Below are 21,760 nucleotides of genomic sequence, written 5' to 3' on the forward strand. Positions count from 1 at the left end.
TCACTCGAACACGGATGCCGAAGCCGGCGCGGTCGTAGCGGACAGGGTGGGCAGAACATGGCCAAGGAATCTCCGCGCGAAGGCGAGATGCCGACCTCGCGCAGCGGGACGGTCGTCGCGTTGCCTGCGGGCAACAGCGCCGGTCTGTATGCGCGCATCATCGCGGCGCAGAACGAAATCGTCCTGCTCGCGCACGACCCGAACAAGGTCGTCGACGCGGTCATCCGCCGCGCGCAGGAACTCACCCGTTCCACCGGCGCCGTCGTCGAGATCCTCGATGGCGAAGAATTCGTGTATTGGGCGGCGAGCGGCACCGCGCATGCCCAGACCGGTCTGCGGATGCCCTCGGCCGGCAGCCTGTCCGGCCTGTGCCTCGCCCGCAATCAGGTGCTGCGCTGCGACGATTCCGAAGAGGATCCGCGCGTGAACCGCGTCGCCTGCAGGCGCGTGGGCCTGCGCTCGATGCTGGTCACGCCGCTGTTGTACGAGGGCAGGCCGTTCGCGGTGCTGAAAGTGTTGTCGCCGTATCCCGGCGCCTACCGCGAGTCCGACATCCAGGTCATGGGCATGATGGCGACGCTGGTCGGCGCCGTGCTCGGGCACGCGATCGAATATTCGGACCTGCTCAGCGACTATCGCGGGCGGATCGAAATCGATCGCAGGATCGAACGCCACCGCGACGATCTCGTCGGCGGCATCGAATCCCTGATCCGCGGCCGCCAACTGAACATCGTGTTCCAGCCGATGGTCTCGCTGAGCGACGGCAAGATGTTCGCGCTCGAAGCACTGTCGCGCTTCCCGGAAGGCACGCCGTCGCCCGATGTCTGGTTCGCGCAGGCCGCGGAAGTCGGCCTCGGCCTGATGCTGGAACTGGAAGCGGCGCGCCTCGCGCTCGGCCGCCTTGCCGACGTACCGCAACCGTACCGGCTGTCGATCAACGTCTCGCCGGAGACGATCGTCACCGGTGCCTTCGAAGCGCTGTTGTCCGCGCACGACATGGCGCGCGTGATCGTGGAAATCACCGAGCACACCACCGTGCCCGATTACGACCGCTTGCGCACCAGCCTGCGCGGAATGCAGTCGCGCGGCGTGCTGGTGGCCATCGACGACACCGGCGCCGGCTTCGCGTCGCTGCGCCACATCCTGCAACTGGCGCCCGACATCATCAAGCTCGACATCTCGCTGACGCGCGGCATCGACATCGACGCCCGGCGCCAGACCATGGTCGCGGCGATCCAGACCTTCGCCAGCGGCACCAATGCGACCATCGTCGTGGAAGGCGTCGAAAACGAGAACGAACTCGCCACGCTCATCGGCCTCGGCATCGAATACGGCCAGGGCTATTACCTCGGCCGTCCAGGCCCGCTGGACGCGGTGCTTGGCGGTGAAGGCGTCGCACGCTGACATCGCCCGTACAGCATCAGCTCGCAGTCGCGCCGGAACTGCGACTGCAGCGGTTTTCCTGTAGGAGCGCCGGAAGGCGCGACAGGCCCCGCGCTGTTGCGGGGCCGCATTCACCGGCAGGCAGTCCCTGCCGCAAGCCCCCTGTAGGAGCGACGCAAGTCGCGACGGACGAAGCTGCGAACGCTCAACCATTGCAGGCCGTAACGACCGCAGGTAACGATCAACTGCGCTGTCGAAAACCCATCGTCCGTCAGCGGCTCATAGCGCAATTCGCTGCCGTAGTTCAATCCCACGGGTTGAAATCACGAATGCAGCAATGACTTTTGTAGGAGCGCCGGAAGGCGCGACAGGCTCCGAGCCGTTGCGCGAGGTTGCATTACACGAGCAGGCAGAGATCGCCGCAAAACCCTGTGGTAACGGTGGAAACCGCGACAGGGGGTGATGTCAGTAAAATCGAATGAGTGGCCGGATGCGAGTCGGGATGGACATTGCAGAGATGGGCCTGAATCGTTTTCATGCTGGTAGAAATTAGGGCAAGCCATTTTTTGGCTTCGATAGGTGAAAGATCACATCTTTATTCGTGATCTATGCAGTCGCGACATCATGCGTGTTAACTGGCCTTCGTCCACCGTTTAAGTGGCGCAGAAGCCGGCACCGAAGTCCGCGGATACCTAAATACTGGCTGATTTAAGGGCAGAGAGGGCAGCGGGGTCGAACCGCGTGCCTTCGAAGATGATTCCGGAGATAATCTGGCGATGTGCTTTTCGATGAGGGCATTAGGCGTTGGATTGTAAAGACTTCGAACTGGAATTGCCGGAGTCGTGGCCAGAGGGTGTACGTCGTGTGGTCGAAGATGGCCGCGACGTGCTGCTGGCTTACCATCATGAACGTCAACGCATCGATCGCCTCAGTTGGAATGACGTTCGGGTGCGCGTTAACCCGCCCATAAATGCATACCGGCCGGCGTACGACGACTTGGTCGAGCGCACCGAGGAGTTGCTCCACGGCCATCGACTGATAGGCTATCACTGCACGCGCCTGACACCCTCGGAAGCGCTTGAAATCTGCACCCACGGATTGCGTGCGTTGTCACCTAGCCTGATGCATGTGAGATTGGAAGCTGCTGTGCAGGCTGGGCTCATGACCCCTGCGCAGCAGCAGTTTTTCCGAAACAGCCCCATGGTCCAGGCGCACTTGGCCAATTGCCATGGCCACCGAACCGGCTATGTGTGGCTGTGCCCAAATCGGTCGAGCTTGCGCTACGCCTCGGCGATCTACCGCCTCTTTCGCTCCTGGGGTGGCGAAGCGTTGTATGCGGGCTTCGAAGACGACGCGGCTGTCGCGGGTGTGCTCAGGAGCATAGGCCTGCCAGCGATCGTCAAATGTGCCGTTCCTCTGCCTGTCGACGATTTGTACGGATGCCGCGCGGCACAGTTGCTGTCAAACGCTATACTTCCGCTGATCGCATACCCTGAGCCGTCGCCGTCATTTGATTGGAAGATCCCGCGCGACTTAAACCCCTCTGAAGTGATTGACGTGATCGGGTTCGAAGATCAGCGTTTCGAAGACCTTACCGGCTATCGCAAATGGCCGGTGGACTATCGCCTTGACTGACGACCGCTCTGACCGTTTGCCCTTCTTCGATAGCAAGTAGCCCGGGCAAGCGAAGCGCACCCGGGACAACAGACAGCCGGTCCCCGGGTGCGGCCTTGCCAGGGCGACAAGATTGTAAGCTCAAGATCGATTTCCGCTCGCAGGCATCAGATCAACGCGACGGATGCCATGCGCGAAAAGCCCCGGGTATCGCTGCGCTCGACCCGGGCTACGAATCGCATGGGTTTCGTTCGATGCGTGACGCGGTCGCGATGCCGGTTCGAGGCCTATACTCCGACCTCAATCGGTCGGGAGAGATGCGTCATGACACAGCATGTGGTGTGCGAGGTGGACGAGTTGCCGGTCGGCAAGATGAAGGCCTTCACGGTGGCGGGCGAGACGCTGGTGGTCTATCACCTGGACGACGGGTTCTTCGCGACGCAGGCGTCGTGCACGCATCTGTTCGGGCCGCTGGCGAAGGGCAAGATCGTGGACGGGTGCAAGGTGCAGTGTCCCTTGCATCGCGCGCGGTTCGACATCCGGACCGGCGAGGTGATCGACTGGGCGAATTTCCCGCCGGGCATCCAGTTGCTCAATGCCGTGCGCGCCCAGAAGGCGCTGAAAACCTACAAGACCAGCGTGAAAGGCAATCAGGTGCGGGTGAAGATCGACTGATGCAGATGGACTGATCCCGCCGCGACGATGCGTGTCGCCGCACGCGTCCGTGGCGGCGCGCGCAGGCAGGTCATGCATGACTTCCAGCAGGACCTGCAGCCAATGTCGATCATTGTGCGACGGAGGCCTGCGATGGTCCGATGATGACGCCGATGCACGATCGCAGGCGTGTCGCGAAAGCGTCGTCGAAGCGATCTTCCGACGATGACGACGATGAATCCACGGCCGTCATCGCGCGCATCGGCATGGCCGGGACCTGCGCGTCGTCCGTTCGACGGCGAGCGCATCGGCCCCGTTCGAGGGTGTCATCGCTCGCCGAAGCATCGGAGGTCTCATGAACATCGCCACAGGTCGCGCGCGCGGCATCGCCGCGGTCGCGCTCGCCGGAATGCTGTCCAACACGCTCGCGCAGGCCGCGCCGCTGTGCATCGACGCGGTCAATCCGCAGTATTTCCATTACGGCGGCAAGACCACGCCGCTGGTCGGCTACAGCCCCGAATACATCTGCCATCTGGAGCAGCGTTCCGGGACGCCAGAAGTGACCCAGCTGTGCAATTACAACCTCGATGCTGGGAGCGGCAAACGGAATTTCCAGCGGGTGATCGATGAGCTGGCGCTGCGCCACCTCAACGTGCTGCGCGTCTGGGCCGGTCTCGGTCACAGCCCCGGCGGTGCGGCGGGGCCGCTGCCGAACGAGCAGCCGTTCGTCTACAACGCGGGCAACGGCACCTGGGATCTCTACAGCTGGAACCAGACCTACTTCGATCGGCTGGAAGAGGTGGTGGCGTACGCGCAGGGCAAAGGCGTGATCGTCGAGGTGACGCTCTTCGATGCGTTCAGCGGCGATTTCCGCACCAGCCCGTGGTATTCCGGCAAGAACAGCAACGGTTACCTGGGGCTCGCCGACGAGTGGACGCTGACCGCGGCGCCCGGCGCGACCTGTGCGCCGTTCAACACCGCGACCAACATCTACAGCCGCCAGAAGGCGTTCGTCGAAAAGCTCGTCGCCGAATTGAACGCCTACGACAATCTCTACTGGGAACTGGCGAACGAGCCGGATCTGTCGATCGTCAAGGCCGGATACAATTCCAGCGGCGCCGTCGTCGCCGATTCGGTCAGCGTGCCGCGGATCGTGAAGTGGCACGAATGCATGACCGACATCGTGCGCAACGCCGAGGGGACGGCGGCTTCGCCCAAGCGTCATCTCATCGCCGCGAACTACCACACCCAGGCCGCACTGGCGCCGTTCCGCAGCATCGTCAGCCCGACCTATGCGCCGGACGTGAAGATCCTCACCGGGCATTACATCCAGGTGCGCGATGCCGGGCGCCTGTCCGCCACCGAGAAGCAGAAAACGTATCTGATTCCCGGCCTGCAGGGCATTCCGCGGGTCTACGGCTTCAACGAAGGCCGGCCGACGCCGTCGTATCGCTCCTCCGGTTCGTTCGACTACATCACGCCGGACGAGGCGCGCGCGGAGGCCTGGGAATTCATGCTCGGCGAAGGCGGCATCTACAACCACTACACCACCGACTGGAGCGCGTCCGGCGGCAGCGAGCCGCAGCAGACCCGCGTGCAGTTGGGCCGACTGGCGGATTTTCTCGCCGGACTGGGGCCCTACCTGCGTCAGATGAGCCGCGCCACGAACGATCCGCCGACCTGGGCGCCGAACCTGCCGGCGTTCGGCACGCCGCGCGGCGGCAGCAATGTCTACTGGGGCGCGATGCAGCAGAACGGCAGTACCTATGCGCTCTATCTCCATCACAGCAATCCGTCGGCGGATGCGTTCAAGGCCTATGCGAAACCGGCCAGCATCACCCGGCTGACCACGCTGGACCTGCAGCCCGCCGCGGCGGCGGTGAATTACACCGGCGAATGGATCAACCCGGCGACGGGCGCGCGCATCGGCGCCACGTTCGTCGTGCCCGCCGATGGCGTGCGCCGTTCGTACGTCGTGCCCGCGTACAGTTACGACATCGCGCTGAAGATGAGCAATGGCCTGGTGGTGGCGAGCACGGGCACCTGCGCGCCGTGAGCGATCGCCAGGGAGATGGTGCGGGTATCGGAATCGGACGCCGCGCGATCCGCGCGGCTTCCGCCTGGTTCGACAGGTCCTGCCGGCTGCGCTGAGTCGGCCTGGTCTGTCGGTTTGGTCAGTCGGCCGCGTCGCGCAGCCACTCCGGGCCGGGCAGTTCGCGCACGCCGCGGCGCAGGGTTTCGTTCCATTCGCGACGGATCGTCTGCAGGTACGGATCGTCTTCGACCAGGCGCTGGCGCAGCGCGACCGAGAAGCTGTCGCGGCGGTACAGCAGCAGGTCCAGCGGCGGGCCGACCGAGAGGTTGGAGCGCATGGTCGAGTCGAACGACACCAGCACGCACTTGCAGGCTTCGGTCATCGAGGTCTGCGGGGTGATGACGCGATCGAGGATGGGCTTGCCGAACTTGCTTTCGCCGGTCTGGAAATACGGCATTTCCGGCGAGCTTTCGATGAAGTTGCCTTCCGAGTAGACCAGGAACAGCCGCGGCGCTTCGCCGCGGATCTGGCCGCCGACGATGAAGCTGCCGGTGGGGTCGATGCCGCTGTCGCGCAGATAGGCTTCGTCGCGCTTGCGGATCTCGCGCAGGGCGTCGCCGACCATCTGCGCCACGTCGAACATCGAAGTGGCCTTGCCGATGCCGGGCCGCCCGCCGTCCAGCGTGGAGCGCTGATCGATGAGGTTCAGCGCGTTCTGGGTCAGGGACAGGTTTCCGGCCGAGAGCGCCGCGACCACGTATTCGCCTTCGGAGACGAACAGCCGCATCTTGCCGGTGCGGCGGATATCGTCGACGCCGGCATTGGTACGCGAGTCGGAGGCCAGGATCAGGCCGTGTTCGAGATTCAACCCGATGCAGTAAGTCATGGTGAAGCGGTGCCCGCAGAAATGCAGCGTCGATTTTGCCCGTAACGGCGCTGCGGTGTGAAGCGGATCAGGCGGGTGTCTGCGCCTGGAATTGGAGTTGCGACGGCGAGTGGGACGGCGCCTTGAGCTGCGGGCGTGTGTCCGTGGCATCGGCGGCGGTCATGAATTCCTGATGGATGGCGTTGCCCAGGCGATCAAGACGCGCCATCGCGTTCTGCAGCCAGGGCTCCAGGCCTTCGGCCAGAATTTCGTCGATGCGCGCATAGCGGGTGTGCGCGGAGAGCGCGCCGGCCTGGCGCACCACTTCCAGCGTCTGCCCGCCGGCCAGCGCGGTCAGCACCTGATGCAGGTTGTGGGCGCAGGTCTGCAGCGACCGCGGGTTGGCGTCGTGCAGCAGCATCAGTTCGGCGACGCCGGCGGGGCTGACCGCCTGGCGGTGCAGGCGCCGGTAGGTCTCGAAGGCGGACAGCGACTGCAGCAGCGCGCTCCACTGGAAATAATCGGCGGCGTCGCGCGCGGCGCCGCCCTCGCGCGGTTCGGCGTCGCTGCCGACCACATCGAGCAGCCTGACCGCCCAGTCGGCGCGCTCGATGAACACGCCGAGCTGCATGAACTGATAGCCCTCGCCGCGGCCCAGGGTGCCGATGGTGACGCCGCGGAACGAGGCCGAGCGGCTCTTGACCCGTTCGAGTATGCTGCTGAGGCCGTCGCGATCGATGCTGCCGCGGTCGAGACCGCGCATTTCCAGCCACGAGGTGTTGAGGTCTTCGTACATCTCCGAGGTGATCGCGACGCGCTGCGCGCGCGCGGCTTCGCGCGCGGCGCGCAGGCAGCTGTAGATCGACGACGAATTCTCCGGCGACAGCAGCAGATGATCGATCACGGTGCCGGCGTCGATCGCGCCGTAGCGCTGCAGGCAGGTGTCGGCCGCACCCAATGCGTCGAGCGCGCGCCGCCACGGCGCGGCCTGCGCCTTGCCGCGGTCCAGGCGTTCGGGAAGCATGGCGATGCGCGTGGTCACGTCGATCAGGCGCGCGGTGTTCTCCGCGCGTTCCATGTGACGCGAGGCCCAGTAGAGATCGTCGGCGGTGCGGCAGAGCATCAGGCCTCCAATACCCAGGTGTCCTTGGTGCCGCCGCCCTGCGACGAGTTCACCACCAGCGAGCCTTCGCGCAGCGCCACCCGGGTCAGCCCGCCGGGCATCGCGACGATGCGCTTGCCCGACAGCACGTACGGGCGCAGATCGATGTGACGCGGCGCGAGGCCGCTGTCGACGAAGGTGGGGCAGGTGGACAGCGACAGCGTCGGCTGTGCGATGTAGTTCGCGGGTGCGGCGAGGATGCGTTGGCGGAAATCCTCGATCTCGGCCTTCGTCGAGGCCGGGCCGACCAGCATGCCGTAGCCGCCGGCGCCGTGGACTTCCTTCACCACCAGTTCGTGCAGATGATCGAGCGTGTAGCGCAGATCGTCCTGGCGCCGCAGCTGGTAGGTCGGGACGTTGTGCAGGATCGGTTCTTCGCTGAGATAGAAGCGGATCATGTCCGGCACGTACGGGTAGACCGACTTGTCGTCGGCGACGCCGGTGCCCGGCGCATTGGCCAGCGTCACCCGGCCCGCGCGATACGCGGAGAACAGCCCGGGCACGCCCAGCACCGATTCCGGGCGGAACACGTTCGGATCCAGGTAATCGTCGTTGATCCGGCGGTAGATCACGTGCACCCGCTGCGGCCCGCGGGTGGTGCGCGCGTAGACGGTGTCGTCGCGCACGAACAGATCGGCGCCTTCCACCAGTTCCACGCCCATCTGCTGGGCGAGGAAGGCATGTTCGAAATACGCCGAATTCGCCGAGCCTGGCGTCAGCACCGCGACCACGGGGTCGTCGATGCCTTCGGGCGCGGCCTCGCGCAGCGCGCGCAGCAGGGCGTCGGGATAGTGTTCGACCGGCGCGATCTGCTGGCGCGCGAACAGCTCCGGCATCAATCGCGCCATCATCCGCCGGTTTTCGAGCATGTAGGACACGCCCGACGGCACCCGCAGATTGTCTTCCAGCACGTAGTACTCGCCGTCGCCCGCGCGCACCAGGTCGATGCCGGAGATGTGCGAATAGATGTCGCCGGGCACGCGCAGGTCGCGCATCTCCCCGCGGAATTCGTGGTTGTCCAGCACCAGGTCGGCGGGCACGCGGCCGTCGTGGAGGATGCGCTGTTCGCCGTAGACGTCGCCGAGGAACAGATTGAGCGCATGCACCCGCTGCCGCAGCCCGGCTTCGAGCATCCGCCACTCGGCGGCGGGCACGATGCGCGGCACCATGTCGAAGGGGATCAGGCGTTCGTTGCCGGCGGCTTCGCCGTAGACCGAGAAGGTGATGCCCACGCGGTGGAAGGCGATTTCGGCCTCGCGGCGCTTCGCCTGCAGGGCCTGATCGGGAACGCTGTGCAGCCAGTCCTCGAACGCGTGGTAGTGCGGGCGCGCGGCGCCGCTGCCGTCGTGCATTTCGTCGAAGCGCGCCGCGGTGTCCGCGGTGGTCGTCGCGCCGGTCTTCGCGGTGTCTTCCTTCCCCATGGTTCCGTCAGCCGTCATCCAGTCCCAGCGCCCCGTGCGGATCATTCACCCGATCAATAGCACGGGCCGGGCGGCTTGCCTAGATGTTGCGGTGCATCAATGTTGCCCGGGCCGCATGCCGCGCCGGACGCCGCAGCGGACGGATGCGGGGAGCCGGGCAGGCGGTCGGATGGATCGCCGCGGTCGCGGCGTTTCGGTCGCCGAGCCGGGCCGCGATCGCGCACGTCGATCATGCGTCCGGACTCCATTCGAAAAATCATCCGGAGGCGCACGACAACGACGGCATGCGGATCGCGGCGACAGGACGTCGAACGCGCGATGCGTGCATGCGTCCGTTCGCATTGCGTCGCCGGTCACAGCGTTCCGCTCGCGGATCGTGCGTGTCGATGATGCGATCCGATTCGATCGATGCGGGCATCGGCAAGTCGCGACGATGCGCTTGCCGCTGCAGGCAGTCATCGTGCCGTCGTCTCGCGCAAGCGACGTCGTGTTCTGCGGCATCGATCACATCATGTCGATCGCGCATCGCGAGAGTCGATGATGCGCACGGATTCGATCGAAAAAAACATCCGCGGAAATGCAGCAGGATCACTGAAGAATGCAGGGCGCATACCCATGCTGTGATCGCGGCGTCGCAGACGATGATTGCGATGCGCACATGTGCGGTGGACGTGGGCCTCGCCGCAGTGCAGGGGGCAATCCGGTTCCTCGAAACGATACGCTCGGAGTTCAACGTATGCGAAATGCCATGAAATCAGCGCTTGTGTTCATCTTTGCCGCATTCGTCGCCGGCCCCGGTCCTGCGCCTGCCGCCGATCCGCCGCGGGATCTCTTCTACGAATGCACGCCGGAGTTCGACGGCTTCGTCATCCGCTATGCCGTCGGCGATCGACCCAGTCAGATCGTCTATGTGTATCTCTGCAACGGCAGCGAGTGGACGTTGATCGACGTCGAAACCTGACCCGGGCATCGCCTGGCGCCATGCGTTGCACGTCCGTGTGCAACGCAGGCGCGAGCATCACTTTTTCGGTTTGCCCGGGCGGCGGCGACCCTGTTGGGTCAGCGCATCCGGCGTGCCGGAGGACTGCCAGGCGAGCGGCGCCTTCTCGGGCAATTGGATTTCCGGCAGCCCGCGGGCCTTGAGCGCGGCATTGGCCTTCGCCAGATCGTTGTCGCAGATGGCCGCGAAGTCGGTTTCGAGCGCCTTGAGCCGGCGATCGAGCACGCCGATGTAGGCGACCAGCGTGTCGGCCGGTTTGCCTTCATAACCGATCAGGCCGCCGTAGAGGCTGTCCACGTGCTCGCGCAGACGCTCCTCGCCGGTGATCGCGCCGCCTTCCTTCGTCGCCACGATCTCCTTGCGCAGGGTTTCCACGCGCGCGGACAGCGCGGTCAGCGAGGCGCGCAGGGCGTCGTCGGCGGGCAGTTTGCCGCCGACGCCCTCGGCGCCGCCGCGCACGGCCTGGATCTTCGCCACGAGATCGCTCATGCGGCCGAACATCGCGTGCACTTGCATGCTGGCGTCGTAATTGGCCTGGCGATCGGCGACGCTGAACTGCGCGCGTCGGTCCAGTCCAACGGTGATGCGGTCCTCCAACACCTGATCGCCCTTGGTCAGACGCAGGGTGTAGGTGCCGGGCGGCACGCGCGGACCCTGCAGGCTGTTGCCGGCGACCGATGCGGCCGGCGGCACCGTCGGCGGTTTGCGGCTCATCGACCAGTACACGCGGTTGATGCCGCGGCGTTTGCTGGTGGGCAGGGTGTCGATGAGATTGCCGTCGGCATCGAGCACTTCGAGCTTGAGCTTGCCGAACAGGTGACGGGTCTTCTGGTAGTAGGTGATGACCACGTCGTTCGATGCGCTCTGGCCGACGTAACCGGCGTCGCCTTCGGACCAGCCGCCGAACGCGCGCGTGCGCTGCTGCTGCGGACGTCCGGGCAGGAACGCCGCGTCGCGGGTGAGCACGGCGCCGTCCAGCGTGCGCAGCGGGGTGACATCATCGACGATCCAGATGCCGCGACCGTGGGTGGCCAGCACCAGGTCGTGGTCGCGCGGCTGCACCACCAGATCGCGCACCGCCACCGCCGGGAAGTCGCCGCCCTTGAACTGCGCCCAGTGCGCGCCGTCGTCCAGCGAGATCCACAGGCCCAGCTCGGTGCCCGCGTACAGCAGGCCGCGCTTCACCGGGTCCTCGCGCAGCACGTGGGCGTAACCGCGCACGCTCTTCGGGTCCTTCGGCGTGGCCAGGGCGGTCCAGGTCGCGCCGTAATCGCTCACCTTGTACAGCAGCGGGTCCATCTCGCCGTAGGTGTGGCGGTCGAACGCGACGTAGGCGGTGCCGGCCTCGTGCGGGCTGGCGTCGATGTACGCCACCCAGGAGCCCGCGGGCACCTTCGCGCCGGCGACCACGTTCCGCCACGACTTGCCGCCGTCGCGGGTGACCTGCACGTTGCCGTCGTCGGTGCCCACCCAGATCACCCGGCCGTCCTTCGGCGATTCGCTGATGGTGTAGATGGTGGTGTGCATCTCGGCCGCGGAATTGTCCACGGTGATGCCGCCCGACAGCTCCTGCTGCTGCTTCTTCGGATCGTTGGTGGTCAGGTCGGGCGAGATGCGCTCCCAGGTCTGGCCCTGGTTGCGGGTGCGGAACAGGAACTGCGCGCCCATGTACAGCGTGCCTTTTTCGTTGGGCGACAGATGCAGCGGCGTGTTCCAGTTCCAGCGCAGCTTCTCGCCGTCGTTGGCGCGCGGCTGGATGTCGCGCGAATCCAGCGTCCGCCGATTGATCCGCGCCAGATTGCCGCCCTGGTATTCGGCGTACACGTAGTTGCGATCGGTGGGATCGGAGAACACCCAGAAACCGTCGCCGCCGTAGAGGTTTTCCCAGCGCGCATTGGTGATGCCGCCGGGATAGGACGAATCGCCCACCCACGAACTGTTGTCCTGCAGGCCGCCGTAGACCTGATACGGATCCTGGTCGTCGATGCTGACGTGATAGAACTGCGAGATCGGCAGGTTGTGGCCTTTCCACCAGCTCTCGGCGCCGTCCTTCGAGTACCAGATGCCGCCGTCGTCGCCGGCGATCACGTTCTTCGGGTCGTTCGGATCGATCCACACATCGTGGAAGTCGGCATGCGTGCTGCCGGTGCCGGAGAAGGTCTTGCCGCCGTCGGTGCTCTGGATCAGGTTGAGATTGGTCTTGAACAGGCGATCGGCATTGTTGGGGTCGACGATGAGATTGGCGAAATAGAACGGGCGCCAGACCATCATCTGGCTGTCGTCGCGACGCTCCCACGTGCCGCCGCCGTCGGCCGAGCGGTACAGCGCGCTCTTCACGCCTTCCACGAAGGCGTAGACCACCTTCGAATCGGAAGGCGCCACCGCCACCGCGATGCGGCCGTAGGGTTTCGCGGGCAGGCCGCCGCCGGTGACTTCCTTCCAGGTGCGGCCGCCGTCGGCGGAGCGGTACAGCCCGCTGCCGGATGGCGCATCCGGGCCTTCGCCGCCGGAGCGGAAGGTCCAGCCCTTGCGGCGGAAGTCCCACAGCGATGCGTAGACCACGTCGGGATTCTTCGCATCCACGCTCATGCCGCCGCAGCCGGTCGACAGGTTGCCGCCCTTGAGCACCTGCGCCCAGGTCTTGCCGCCATCGGTGGTGCGATACACGCCGCGCTCGGCGGAATCGCTCCACAGCTTGCCGGTGACGCAGGCCAGCACGGTCTCGCCGTTGCGCGGGTCCACGCTCAGTTCGACGATGCGCTCGGACTGCGGAAGACCGACGTGCTTCCACGATTCGCCGCCGTCGGTGGAGCGATAGACGCCGTCGCCGATCGACACCGAATTGCGGGTCCAGGCCTCGCCGGTGCCCACCCAGACATCGTTCTGGTCGTTGGGATTCAGCGCGATCGCACCGATCGACTGCACCGGTTGTTTGTCGAATTTCGGGCGATAGGTCGTGCCGCCGTCGGTGGATTTCCACACGCCGCCGCTGGCCGCGCCGACCCAGATGGTCAGCGCGCCGTCCTTGCGGCGCACCGCGGTGAGCGCGGAGATGCGGCCGCTCATGGTGGCCGAACCGATGTTGCGGATGCCGAGGCCCGAGATCACGCCCTGGTCGGGCACCGGCGCCTGCTGCGCGATCGCGGATGTGGTCAGGAGCCCGGTGGCCAGCAGGAGGGCCGCCACCAAAGGCGGCCGTTGGATCGAAACATGCATGGTCGTCTCCTGACTACGGGTTGGCGGTGGGCTTGGCGGCGGGGAAGGCGAAGATCGCGGCGTCGACCGGCGTGTTCAGCTCGATCGCGTCCACCTGCATCTGGCCCTGTTCGAACGGGAAGTACACGCCGTCCACCTGCGCGTATTCGCCGAGGTCGGTGGCGCTCACCTGCTCCTGGCCGCGCACGAAGACGTGATCTTCCACCCGGATCTCGAGGAAATGGTCGGGGTCGAGGAACAGCACCTGGCTGTCGCCATCCTTGAAGGTCACGCGCAGCTTGTGCGCCGCGGTGCCGTCGATGTCCTCGGTGCCGAGATATTCGAGGCGGCTGCCCTTCGCTTTCCAGTCCAGCAGCGGTCCGCCGATGTCGGCGGCGCGGATGAGGCCCTTGGAATCGTCGCGGCTGGTCTTCTGCGGATCGCGGCGACCCTGGAAGGGCTCGATCGCCCAGCCTTCGCTGCCGTCCCACGCGTTCACCGCGGTCAGTCCCTGCAGCGAGAATTCGAAGCGCGCCTTGTCGGGTGCCATCGTCACACTGCGCACCTGCGCTTCCATGCCGCCGCCGAAGCGCATTTTCCCGCTGGCGCGCATGCTGCGTACCGCGCGCAGTTTGTCGGCGCCGCCGCGCGCTTCCAGATTCCTGGCGACGAGTTCGTCCGCGGTGTAGGTGGGGCCGGCCGCGATCGCGGCGGTCGGCAGCGACAGGCCGGCGAGGCCGGCCATCAAGATCAATCGAATCAACATCGAACGTCCTCCTGCGCCGGCTGGCGAGCCTGCGCAACGTAGACCCGTGGCGCATGGCCGGCAAGGCCGAAAGTCACGGTCGGGTCGACGACGGGTGTGCGGCCGTTGGCCGCAACGCCGCGATCGCCGCGTTGCATGGAAGGGGTGGGATCCGATGACGCGAAGGAGTGTGTGCCGTGACCCGAGTCATGACCGATGCCATGTCCCATGCCATGCCCCGTGCGATCCGCCTTGCCTGTACCGTGCTGTGCCTCGCCGCGATGCCGCTGGCGGCCCGGGCCGGCAACGAGATCATGGTGGATCGCTGCAGCCACGAAGTCTCGATCGTTTCCGCCTACGGCGACAAGCCCGGATCGAACGACGCGATCCTGCTCAAGCGCTCGAACGGCAAGACGAACTGGACCGCGCCGTTCCGGGTGCGCACGAGCGAGGACGGTTTCATCCGCTGGTGGTGCCATTCGACCACCGGCAACCAGTTCGATGCCGGCACCTGGCGGATCGAGGAAATCTACATCGGCAGCAAATGCAAACTCTATGCCGACGGTTCGACCACGGACTGCGGGCCCGATGTCGATCTCAAGCTCGGTTCGTCGGCGTGGAACGGCTGGACGCCCGAGCGATCGCGCTGCAAGAACCGCTCGCGCAACCTGCGCGCGCGGCTCGACGGCAACCGGAAACTGCTGATCGAATGCCTGCCGCCGTGATCGCCGCGGACGCATGCCCGCACGCCGCATGCGTGCGGGTATGCTGTCGCGCCCGGCCACGCGCGACGCCCATGACGATTCCCCCGATGCTGCTGGTCCACGCGGTTCCGCACGTTCCGCCGTCGGCGCATCCGCGATGTGCCTGATCGCGCTCGCCTGGCGGATGCACCCGCGCTATCGCCTCGCGCTCGCCACCAATCGCGACGAATTCCACGCGCGTCCGACGCTGCCGCTGGCGGCCTGGCACGACGCGCCCGAGGTCGTCGGCGGTCGCGACGGCCAGCACGGCGGCAGTTGGCTGGCGCTGCGTGGCCGGCGGCTCGCGGCGGTGACCAACGTGCGCCGCCCGCCGGAGCGCGAAGGACATTCGCGCGGCGCGCTGGTCGCCGATTTCGTCCGCGCCGATGCGGGCACCCATGAAGCGCTCGCCGCGCTCGCGGCCGAAGCGCCGCGTTATCGTCCCTTCAATCTGCTGGCGCACGATGGCGACACGCTCGGCTTCGCCACCAATCTGCCGACGATCCCCGCCGACGGCGAGGACGGCCGCGATTTCGCGATGCGCCCGCTCGCGCCCGGCCTGCACGGCATCTCCAACGGCGCGCTCGATGCGCCATGGCCGAAGACCGAAACGCTGATCGCACGTCTCGACGACTGGCTCGCATCGCCCGCCTCCACGGACGCAAAGCCCGATTTCGAACCGCTGTTCGCGGCGCTCGCCGACACCACCCCCGCCCAGGACGCGCGCCTGCCCGACACCGGCATCGGCCTGGACCTCGAACGCTTCCTGTCCCCGGCCTTCATCCGCCACGAAAACTACGGCACCCGCGCCAGCTCCGTCGTGCTGATCGCCGACGACCACGCACTGATCGTCGAACGCCGCTTCGGCCCCGGCGGCGTGTTCGAGGGCGAAACGCGGGTGGTGGTGTAGCGGACGATCGTCGTCCTGACGCATGTCGGGAATGCAGAGATCGCTTTCGCTGGTCGTTGCAGCCGCATCCCGTCGCTCCGTGCTCTCATCCTCCCGTCGTCCCGGCGAAGGTCGGGACCCCGCTATTGTCTGTCTGTGTAGAAACAGGTAAGCGTTTCGGTGAAGTGGGCATACACCCGCGCCCGGCGTTCCATTCGTGAAATCAATCGACAATCAATGTCCATCGAGCACAGATTCATGTGGAGGCGCCAGAAGGCGGGATTCGGGGTGCGTGTAAGCTGAGATCGGGAAGTGGAATGCGGGATTCAAGCCATGGTCTTCATGCGATGCGCGATCAGTCGAGTAATGACGGCCCAGCACCCCCCCGGAATCATCACCAGACCCGCCCGGCCTCTCCCCCTGCCTTCGGCGATCTTCTCCCACATGCTGAGGGAAAGAGACAGCGTCAGCGTGGGTGCCTGCCATGAAGCCGCAATCTGCGCCATAAAACTGGGCCCCGGCCTTCGCCGGGGCGACAGTGCGATGCGCGACGGCAATGTGGCCGATGCCTACGGGACTGGAGCAGCCTTCGCTAGCGCGATCGGAACCCGTGCGGAGTCGCCGTAACGCCAGGTTGAAGATCAGCCCGTTTCCAGTAGATGCCGCACCGCTGCCCATGGCCCCTGCGGATGTGTTTTCCGGATGGCATCTACGCGCGCCAGCAGGCTGTTTCGACGGAGATCGGGTAAAGGCGTGAAGCGAGCGCCGACTTCGCCTGTCCAGGCGCGCAGCGCGTGCAGCACGATGTCCTGGTGCGGCGTACTGTCGAGACAGTCCATGAAGCATTCGAGCGCGGACCAGCGGTCGATGCGCCGGGTTGCTTCGAGCAGACGCAAGCGATTGCCATCGGTGGTGGCCGCCGCGAAGCCGGCGGCGAGCGTTTCGCGAGTCATGAAGCCCGGCAGGGTGGTGCCCAGTGCCAGCGCGAGCTTCACGACCTTGCCCGATGGCGCGGCCAACGCCTCGCGCAGCAAGCCGATCGGGTTTTCGATGCCTGCGCGCAGCGCACCGCGTACGGCGGCGCAGCGCACCTCGCCGTTGACGTGATGCAGCCACGGCCGTAAACGGTCGAGATCGTCCGCATCGGCGCACTCGGCAAGAGCGAGTACGGCGTGGCGGTCGGCGGGCGCTTCGCCACGGTCGAGCGCATCGCGAAAGATGGCGTGCGCATCGATGCCGAGCCCGCGCGCGGCGTGGCGGGCAACGCTGCGGACCGAGGCGGACGCATCGAGCAGCGTTTCGCGGACGCGCGTGGCGTATGCGGCATCGGGGCGTTGAACGTGCAGGCGCAGTGCCTGTGCTCGGACCGATGCGCTGGCATGTAGGTATGCGTACGACAATACGTCGCTGTCGACCGCATCGCCGTCCTGTGCGGTGGACGCTGGCAGTGCCTCCAGCGCCCAGCGCGCGATGACCGGGTCGCGGTCACGCACGGCGCGCCGGGCGAGTTCGGTAGCGCGATCGGTGTCCGCCTGCAGCGCCAGCCTGCACGCGAACAGCCGGGACCTGCCGTGGCAGCGTTCGAGCAGCGCCCAACGCAGCGCGCGATGGGCGGGGTGCAGTAGCGCCGGTTCGATCGGGTCGCGCCATGCGCCGGCATCGAAGCGCTGCCGCCCGCGAAGTGCCAGGATCAGGTCGACGTGCGCGAAGACCGTCTCGGGCGCATCGCGAACACGCATGCGCAGGGTCTCCAGCGCGGTGTCGCGAACCGGGGCGACCCAATCGTCGCAGCGGATCAGCGCCAGCGCAAACGTCAGCCCGCTATCACGCTCGCGCGCGAGCCGCAGCGCGCGTTCGCGCAGGCGGCCGTCGCCATGGGTGCCGAGGCAGAACAACTGCGCATCGCGCTCGCCCTCGGTCGTCGCAGGAATGACTGGCCAGACCGGACCGGGCAGCGTCGCCGTCCAGTCGAGAGACCGCAACGAGGAGTCGAGCGCGAGTAGCCGCTGCGCGGAGAGAGTGTCCAGGACATACGGCGCATCGTCCGGTGCGATATCGATGCGCGCGGTGGAATGCAGTGCGTGCGCCAGTGCATGACGCCAATCCGGTCTGGGAGAGAACATGGCGCCGACCGCGGGGGGAATGCATTGATCTTTACCGGGTGCGGGGCGGATCGCAAGCGTCGAGGCACGGTGCCGAGATCGCCGATCGGCCGGAAACTGATCCTGCGGCCGCCAACCGCACGGGGATGGCATACTGCCCGCCGGCAATGCTCCGGCACGCGGGACCGCGACGCGATGGGCCGCATGCCGGGCATCGAATGGCATTGGCGGAACGCGTGGCAGCGGGTGAAGACCGAGCATGAACAATTCGACGGGCGGCCGATGCGGGAGAGGTCGATGCATTCGCCGGAATCCGTGACCCAGCTTCTGGCCCATGTGCAGTCCGGGCGCAGCGATGCCTGGGACCGGATCTATGCGGCGCTGTACGACGATCTGCATCGCATCGCGCGGGCGCAGATCCGGCTGCGTCCGGAGGATCGGATGTCGGCGACGTCGCTGGTCTGCGAGAGCTGGCTGCGACTGGCGGATGGCCGGTTCAATGTGGAGAGCCGCCGGCACTTCGTCTCGCTGGTCGCGCGTGCGATGCGGTTCGTGCTGGTCGATGCCACCCGTCGCGACATGGCGGGCAAACGCGCGGATGGCGCGCGCGCGGTGTCGCTCGACGAGAGCGTCGACGCCGCGCGCGAGGAAGATCTGGTCGAGGTCATCGCGATGGACGCGGCGCTGACGCGCCTGGAGCAGCTCGATGCGCGCCTGGGCAGGCTGGTCGAGATGCGCTATTTCGGCGGCATGGACGAGGCGGAAATCGCTGCCGTGCTGGGCGTCACGGACCGCACGATCCGACGCGACTGGCGCAAAGCGCGCGCGTTTCTGCTGGCCCAGTTGGACGCCGGTGCGTCTGCCGGATTGCAGGAGATGTAGTGCCGACCGCCGCGATGGCGGGCAGAATGCCTCGACGATATGGACATCCGGGAGACCCGACCGCGGGATGCGGCACCCCCCCGGCCGTTTGATCGAGCACCCGCATGACCGACGAATCCATGGCCAGAATCGATCCGAACGCTCGGGCCCTGGCCTTGTTCGACGAATACGCCGAGATGCCGCATGCGACGTTGTCGAAAGCGCTCGCTTCGCTGCAGTCGGAAGACGCGGCGGTCTGCGCCGCGCTGATGCGCATGCTCGCTGCCGACGAGCAGACGCATGTGTTCTTCTCGCCGCTGCGCTGGTTCGCCCGGCAGGATTCGTCCGGAGCCGACGGCGTGTCGACGGACCGGATCTGGCCGGACGGCACCCGCCTCGGTCCCTGGTGCATCGATGGCATCATCGGTCTCGGCGGCATGGGCATCGTCTACGCCGCGCATCGTGCCGATGGTCTGTACGAACGCGATGTCGCGCTGAAAACGATCCGCACGGATGTCATGTCGCCCGCATTGCAGCAGGCGTTCGGCAAGGAGCGCACTCACCTGGCGAAACTGGAACATCCATCGATCGTGACGCTGCACGATGCGGGCGTCAGCGACAGCGGCCAACCCTGGTTGGCGATGCAGCGGGTGCACGGCGAGGCGATCGATCGATGGTGCGACCTGCAGCGTGCGGACCTGCGCACGCGCGTGCGTCTGTTGGTGGATGTCTGCGACGCCATCGGTTATGCGCATGCGCATGGCGTTCTGCATCAGGACATCAAGCCGTCGAATCTGCTGGTGACCGACGCGGGCCGGGTCAAACTTCTGGATTTCGGCCTGTCGGCGATGCTTACGCCGTATGGCGACGGCGGTTTCACGCGGATCGGCGTCAGTTCGGCCTTCGCCGCACGAGAGGTGTTCGATGGCGCGCCGCCGAGCGTGGCGATCGACGTGCACGCGCTGGGCGTGGTGTTGTATCGGTTGCTGTGCGATCGATGGCCGCGCCCCCGACGTTCGTTGCTGCCGCTTTCGGTCTCCTGCGGCGATGTCGAGCAGGCGCCCAGCGCGTTGGCGCTGGAGACGACGGACGACGTGGCGCAGGCGCGGAACCGGCGGAACGCCACGGCGCTGTCGCGCGCGCTGCGCGGCGACCTCGATGCGATCGCGCGGCGCTGCGTCCAGGACGATCCGGTGGCGCGTTATCCATCGGTCGTGGATCTGCGCGCGGATCTGTTGGCGTGGCTGCAGCGGAGGCCGGTGGCGGCGAGCGATGGCGGATGGCTCTATCGCGGCTCGCGTTTCGTTCGCCGGAACGCGATGGCGGTCGGCGCTGCCGCAGTGTTGGTCGTTGCGACGACTGCCGGTGGCGTGTCGGCGTGGCGACAGCAGGAGCGCACGCGGCTGGAGGAAGAGAACACCGAGATGCTGAGCCGGCTCTTCGCGGAGTCGCTGGGCGCGGCCACGCTGAACTCGCTCGGCAGCGGTCCGGCCGAATCCGCCGGGCTGCTCGAAGACGCGGAGCGCCGCCTGCGATCGATGGCCGGCGACGCGCGCCCGCGCCTCCTCGCACGGGGACTCGTGGCGCTGGCCCACGGCTATACGGTGCGAGCGGACTTTGTGGCGGCGGAGCGCCTGCTGCTGGAATCCAGACGGATCGGCGAAAACGATCCGATGCAGACGGCGACCTGCAATGCGGCGCTGGCCAATCTGCTCAACAAGGGCGCGCGACTCGCTGAAGCCGAACGTCTGGCGAGCGAAGGGCTCGACGTATTGCCCGAGCGCGATGGCATCGACGACGACCTGTTGAAGATCGAGCTGCAATTCCAGCTGGCGCGTGCGCGCTGGTTGCGCGAGGACGCGGCCGGCGCGCTTCCGATTCTGGATCGGGCGATCGTTTCGGCGCGGCGCATCGGTCCGCTGGCGAAGGTCAAGCTCGCTTCGCTGTTGCGCCAACGCGCGACCATCCGGAACTTCATGGGGCATGGACGCGACGCCGAACAGGATCTGCGGGAAGCGTTGTCGTACCTCGATGATGGCAGCCCGACGGTGCTGAATCAGGTGCGACAGACGCTGGCGCTTCTGTCGATCGCCGGAGGCGATGCGAGCGGCGGGCATCGACTGGCCGCATTGGCGCTGCAGAGCAGTCTGCGGGTGTTCGGGCCGATGCATGCCGAGACCGGGCGTGCCTGGCTGACGATCGCCAAGTCCTGGCGGAGCGGCCGGCGCGATCCGCGTCGGGCGGATATCGCGCTGCGTCAGGCGGAAACGATTTTCGTGCGCCGCTTCGGCGCCGATCACCCGATGCTGGACGAAGTGATCAGCTTGCGCGCATCTCTCGCGATGGAGAACGGTGCGGACGAGGCGGGCGTGGCGTTGATGCGCCGTGCGGTGGCGATCTCGACGCGCGGCTACGGGTGTTGCGTGGAGGGCACATTGCGGCGCAGGCATGCATTGGCGCAGGCGCTGATCGCCTCGGCACGCAGCCGCCGGGGCCCCGCGCGCGACGCCGCCTATTCCGACGCCGCAGACGTGCTTGCGAAGGTCCTGCAGGACGGCGAACGTCATGGCGTTCGCGTGGGATTCGCGCATGCCGCGCGGGTGGCGCCCCTGTTGTTCGATGGCGATGTCGCCGAAGCGGAGCGGCAGGCGTGGATGGCGCTGCAGGCCGCTTCCGGTGCGGAGGACGAGGATGCGGGAACGGCGCGTGCGGACATGGACGAGGCCATCGAAGCCATGCTGCGCGTGCGCCTCGCGCAGAAGCGTCATGAGGATGCCGTCGCGCTTCTCGAATCGCTGCGCGAGCGACTCCCGCCGCAGCGACGGGATCCCGACAGACATTTCCGCTGGCAGGTATTGCGGCTGGAGATCGACATGTCCCGTGGCGATCCGGTGGCCGTGCGCGCGCAACGGCAGCGGTTGCGGAACATCGCGGAGCGATACGGATTCGAATCCCGTCTGCAGGGACGTATCGACCTCGTCGGCGGGAGGACGGCGCACGGCGACGGGACCGCTCGCGACGGGACAGGAGATTCCGTCGATCGGTCGCGTTCGATCACACGCGTGCCATGATGTCGCTTGCCATCGATTGA

At 66.6% G+C, this 21,760-nt stretch carries 15 protein-coding genes; 9 read left to right on the forward strand and 6 right to left on the reverse strand.

Going from position 1 to position 21,760, the window contains the following annotated elements:
• The first annotated feature begins 57 nt into the window (after positions 1 to 57).
• From ABD974_RS05475 to ABD974_RS05490, 4 genes are all read left to right on the forward strand, one after another.
• Positions 58 to 1,404, forward strand: coding sequence for a sensor domain-containing phosphodiesterase (locus tag ABD974_RS05475; RefSeq protein WP_345302285.1), 1,347 nt, complete (start codon positions 58 to 60; stop codon positions 1,402 to 1,404).
• A gap of 783 nt (positions 1,405 to 2,187) precedes the next feature.
• Positions 2,188 to 3,018 (forward strand): hypothetical protein, encoded by an 831-nt coding sequence (locus tag ABD974_RS05480; RefSeq protein ID WP_345302286.1) that lies wholly within the window; start codon positions 2,188 to 2,190, stop codon positions 3,016 to 3,018.
• A gap of 303 nt (positions 3,019 to 3,321) precedes the next feature.
• The gene (locus ABD974_RS05485; RefSeq protein ID WP_345302287.1) at positions 3,322 to 3,672 is read left to right on the forward strand and encodes a Rieske (2Fe-2S) protein; all 351 of its coding nucleotides are present in this window, start codon (positions 3,322 to 3,324) and stop codon (positions 3,670 to 3,672) included.
• A gap of 334 nt (positions 3,673 to 4,006) precedes the next feature.
• Entirely contained in the window at positions 4,007 to 5,707 is a 1,701-nt protein-coding gene (locus ABD974_RS05490; RefSeq protein WP_345302288.1) for a cellulase family glycosylhydrolase, read from the forward strand.
• Positions 5,708 to 5,825: 118 nt separating this feature from the next.
• Here ABD974_RS05490 and ABD974_RS05495 read toward each other — a convergent pair whose 3' ends face one another.
• The 3 genes from ABD974_RS05495 to ABD974_RS05505 form a co-directional block, all read right to left on the reverse strand.
• Complete coding sequence (locus ABD974_RS05495) at positions 5,826 to 6,572, reverse strand: proteasome-type protease (RefSeq protein ID WP_345302289.1); 747 nt, start codon at positions 6,570 to 6,572, stop codon at positions 5,826 to 5,828.
• Positions 6,573 to 6,639: 67 nt separating this feature from the next.
• The gene (locus ABD974_RS05500; protein WP_345302290.1) at positions 6,640 to 7,674 is read right to left on the reverse strand and encodes an alpha-E domain-containing protein; all 1,035 of its coding nucleotides are present in this window, start codon (positions 7,672 to 7,674) and stop codon (positions 6,640 to 6,642) included.
• Positions 7,674 to 9,134 carry a circularly permuted type 2 ATP-grasp protein gene (locus ABD974_RS05505; RefSeq protein ID WP_345302291.1) on the reverse strand — a complete coding sequence of 487 codons (1,461 nt, stop codon included), beginning with the start codon at positions 9,132 to 9,134 and terminating at the stop codon, positions 7,674 to 7,676. Before ABD974_RS05505 ends, ABD974_RS05500 begins: the two co-directional genes overlap by 1 nt.
• Before the next feature lie 748 nt (positions 9,135 to 9,882).
• Here ABD974_RS05505 and ABD974_RS05510 point away from each other — a divergent pair.
• The gene (locus ABD974_RS05510; RefSeq protein ID WP_345302292.1) at positions 9,883 to 10,095 is read left to right on the forward strand and encodes a hypothetical protein; all 213 of its coding nucleotides are present in this window, start codon (positions 9,883 to 9,885) and stop codon (positions 10,093 to 10,095) included.
• 57 nt (positions 10,096 to 10,152) lie between these two features.
• Here ABD974_RS05510 and ABD974_RS05515 read toward each other — a convergent pair whose 3' ends face one another.
• Both ABD974_RS05515 and ABD974_RS05520 read right to left on the reverse strand, forming a co-directional pair.
• Positions 10,153 to 13,350 (reverse strand): VPS10 domain-containing protein, encoded by a 3,198-nt coding sequence (locus ABD974_RS05515; RefSeq protein WP_345302293.1) that lies wholly within the window; start codon positions 13,348 to 13,350, stop codon positions 10,153 to 10,155.
• A 13-nt stretch (positions 13,351 to 13,363) separates the two neighbouring features.
• Positions 13,364 to 14,095, reverse strand: a complete 732-nt coding sequence (locus tag ABD974_RS05520) for a LolA family protein (protein WP_345302294.1) — start codon at positions 14,093 to 14,095, stop codon at positions 13,364 to 13,366.
• A gap of 200 nt (positions 14,096 to 14,295) precedes the next feature.
• Between ABD974_RS05520 and ABD974_RS05525 the strand changes: the two genes are divergently transcribed.
• Complete coding sequence (locus tag ABD974_RS05525) at positions 14,296 to 14,799, forward strand: hypothetical protein (RefSeq protein ID WP_345302295.1); 504 nt, start codon at positions 14,296 to 14,298, stop codon at positions 14,797 to 14,799.
• Positions 14,800 to 14,935: 136 nt separating this feature from the next.
• Positions 14,936 to 15,727 carry an NRDE family protein gene (locus ABD974_RS05530; RefSeq protein WP_345302296.1) on the forward strand — a complete coding sequence of 264 codons (792 nt, stop codon included), beginning with the start codon at positions 14,936 to 14,938 and terminating at the stop codon, positions 15,725 to 15,727.
• 620 nt (positions 15,728 to 16,347) lie between these two features.
• Here ABD974_RS05530 and ABD974_RS05535 read toward each other — a convergent pair.
• Positions 16,348 to 18,144 (reverse strand): hypothetical protein, encoded by a 1,797-nt coding sequence (locus ABD974_RS05535; protein ID WP_345302297.1) that lies wholly within the window; start codon positions 18,142 to 18,144, stop codon positions 16,348 to 16,350.
• On the opposite strand from ABD974_RS05535, the gene ABD974_RS05540 reads away from it, so the two are divergent.
• Together ABD974_RS05540 and ABD974_RS05545 are read left to right on the forward strand one after the other, a co-directional pair.
• The gene (locus ABD974_RS05540; protein ID WP_345302298.1) at positions 18,124 to 18,690 is read left to right on the forward strand and encodes an ECF-type sigma factor; all 567 of its coding nucleotides are present in this window, start codon (positions 18,124 to 18,126) and stop codon (positions 18,688 to 18,690) included. The genes ABD974_RS05535 and ABD974_RS05540 overlap by 21 nt on opposite strands.
• A gap of 104 nt (positions 18,691 to 18,794) precedes the next feature.
• A complete protein-coding gene (locus ABD974_RS05545) occupies positions 18,795 to 21,740 on the forward strand; it encodes a protein kinase domain-containing protein (protein WP_345302299.1) in 2,946 nt (981 codons plus the stop codon).
• Positions 21,741 to 21,760: the final 20 nt, after the last annotated feature.

Source organism: Lysobacter hankyongensis (assembly GCF_039543145.1).
In the GTDB taxonomy this organism is placed as follows: domain Bacteria; phylum Pseudomonadota; class Gammaproteobacteria; order Xanthomonadales; family Xanthomonadaceae; genus Lysobacter_I; species Lysobacter_I hankyongensis.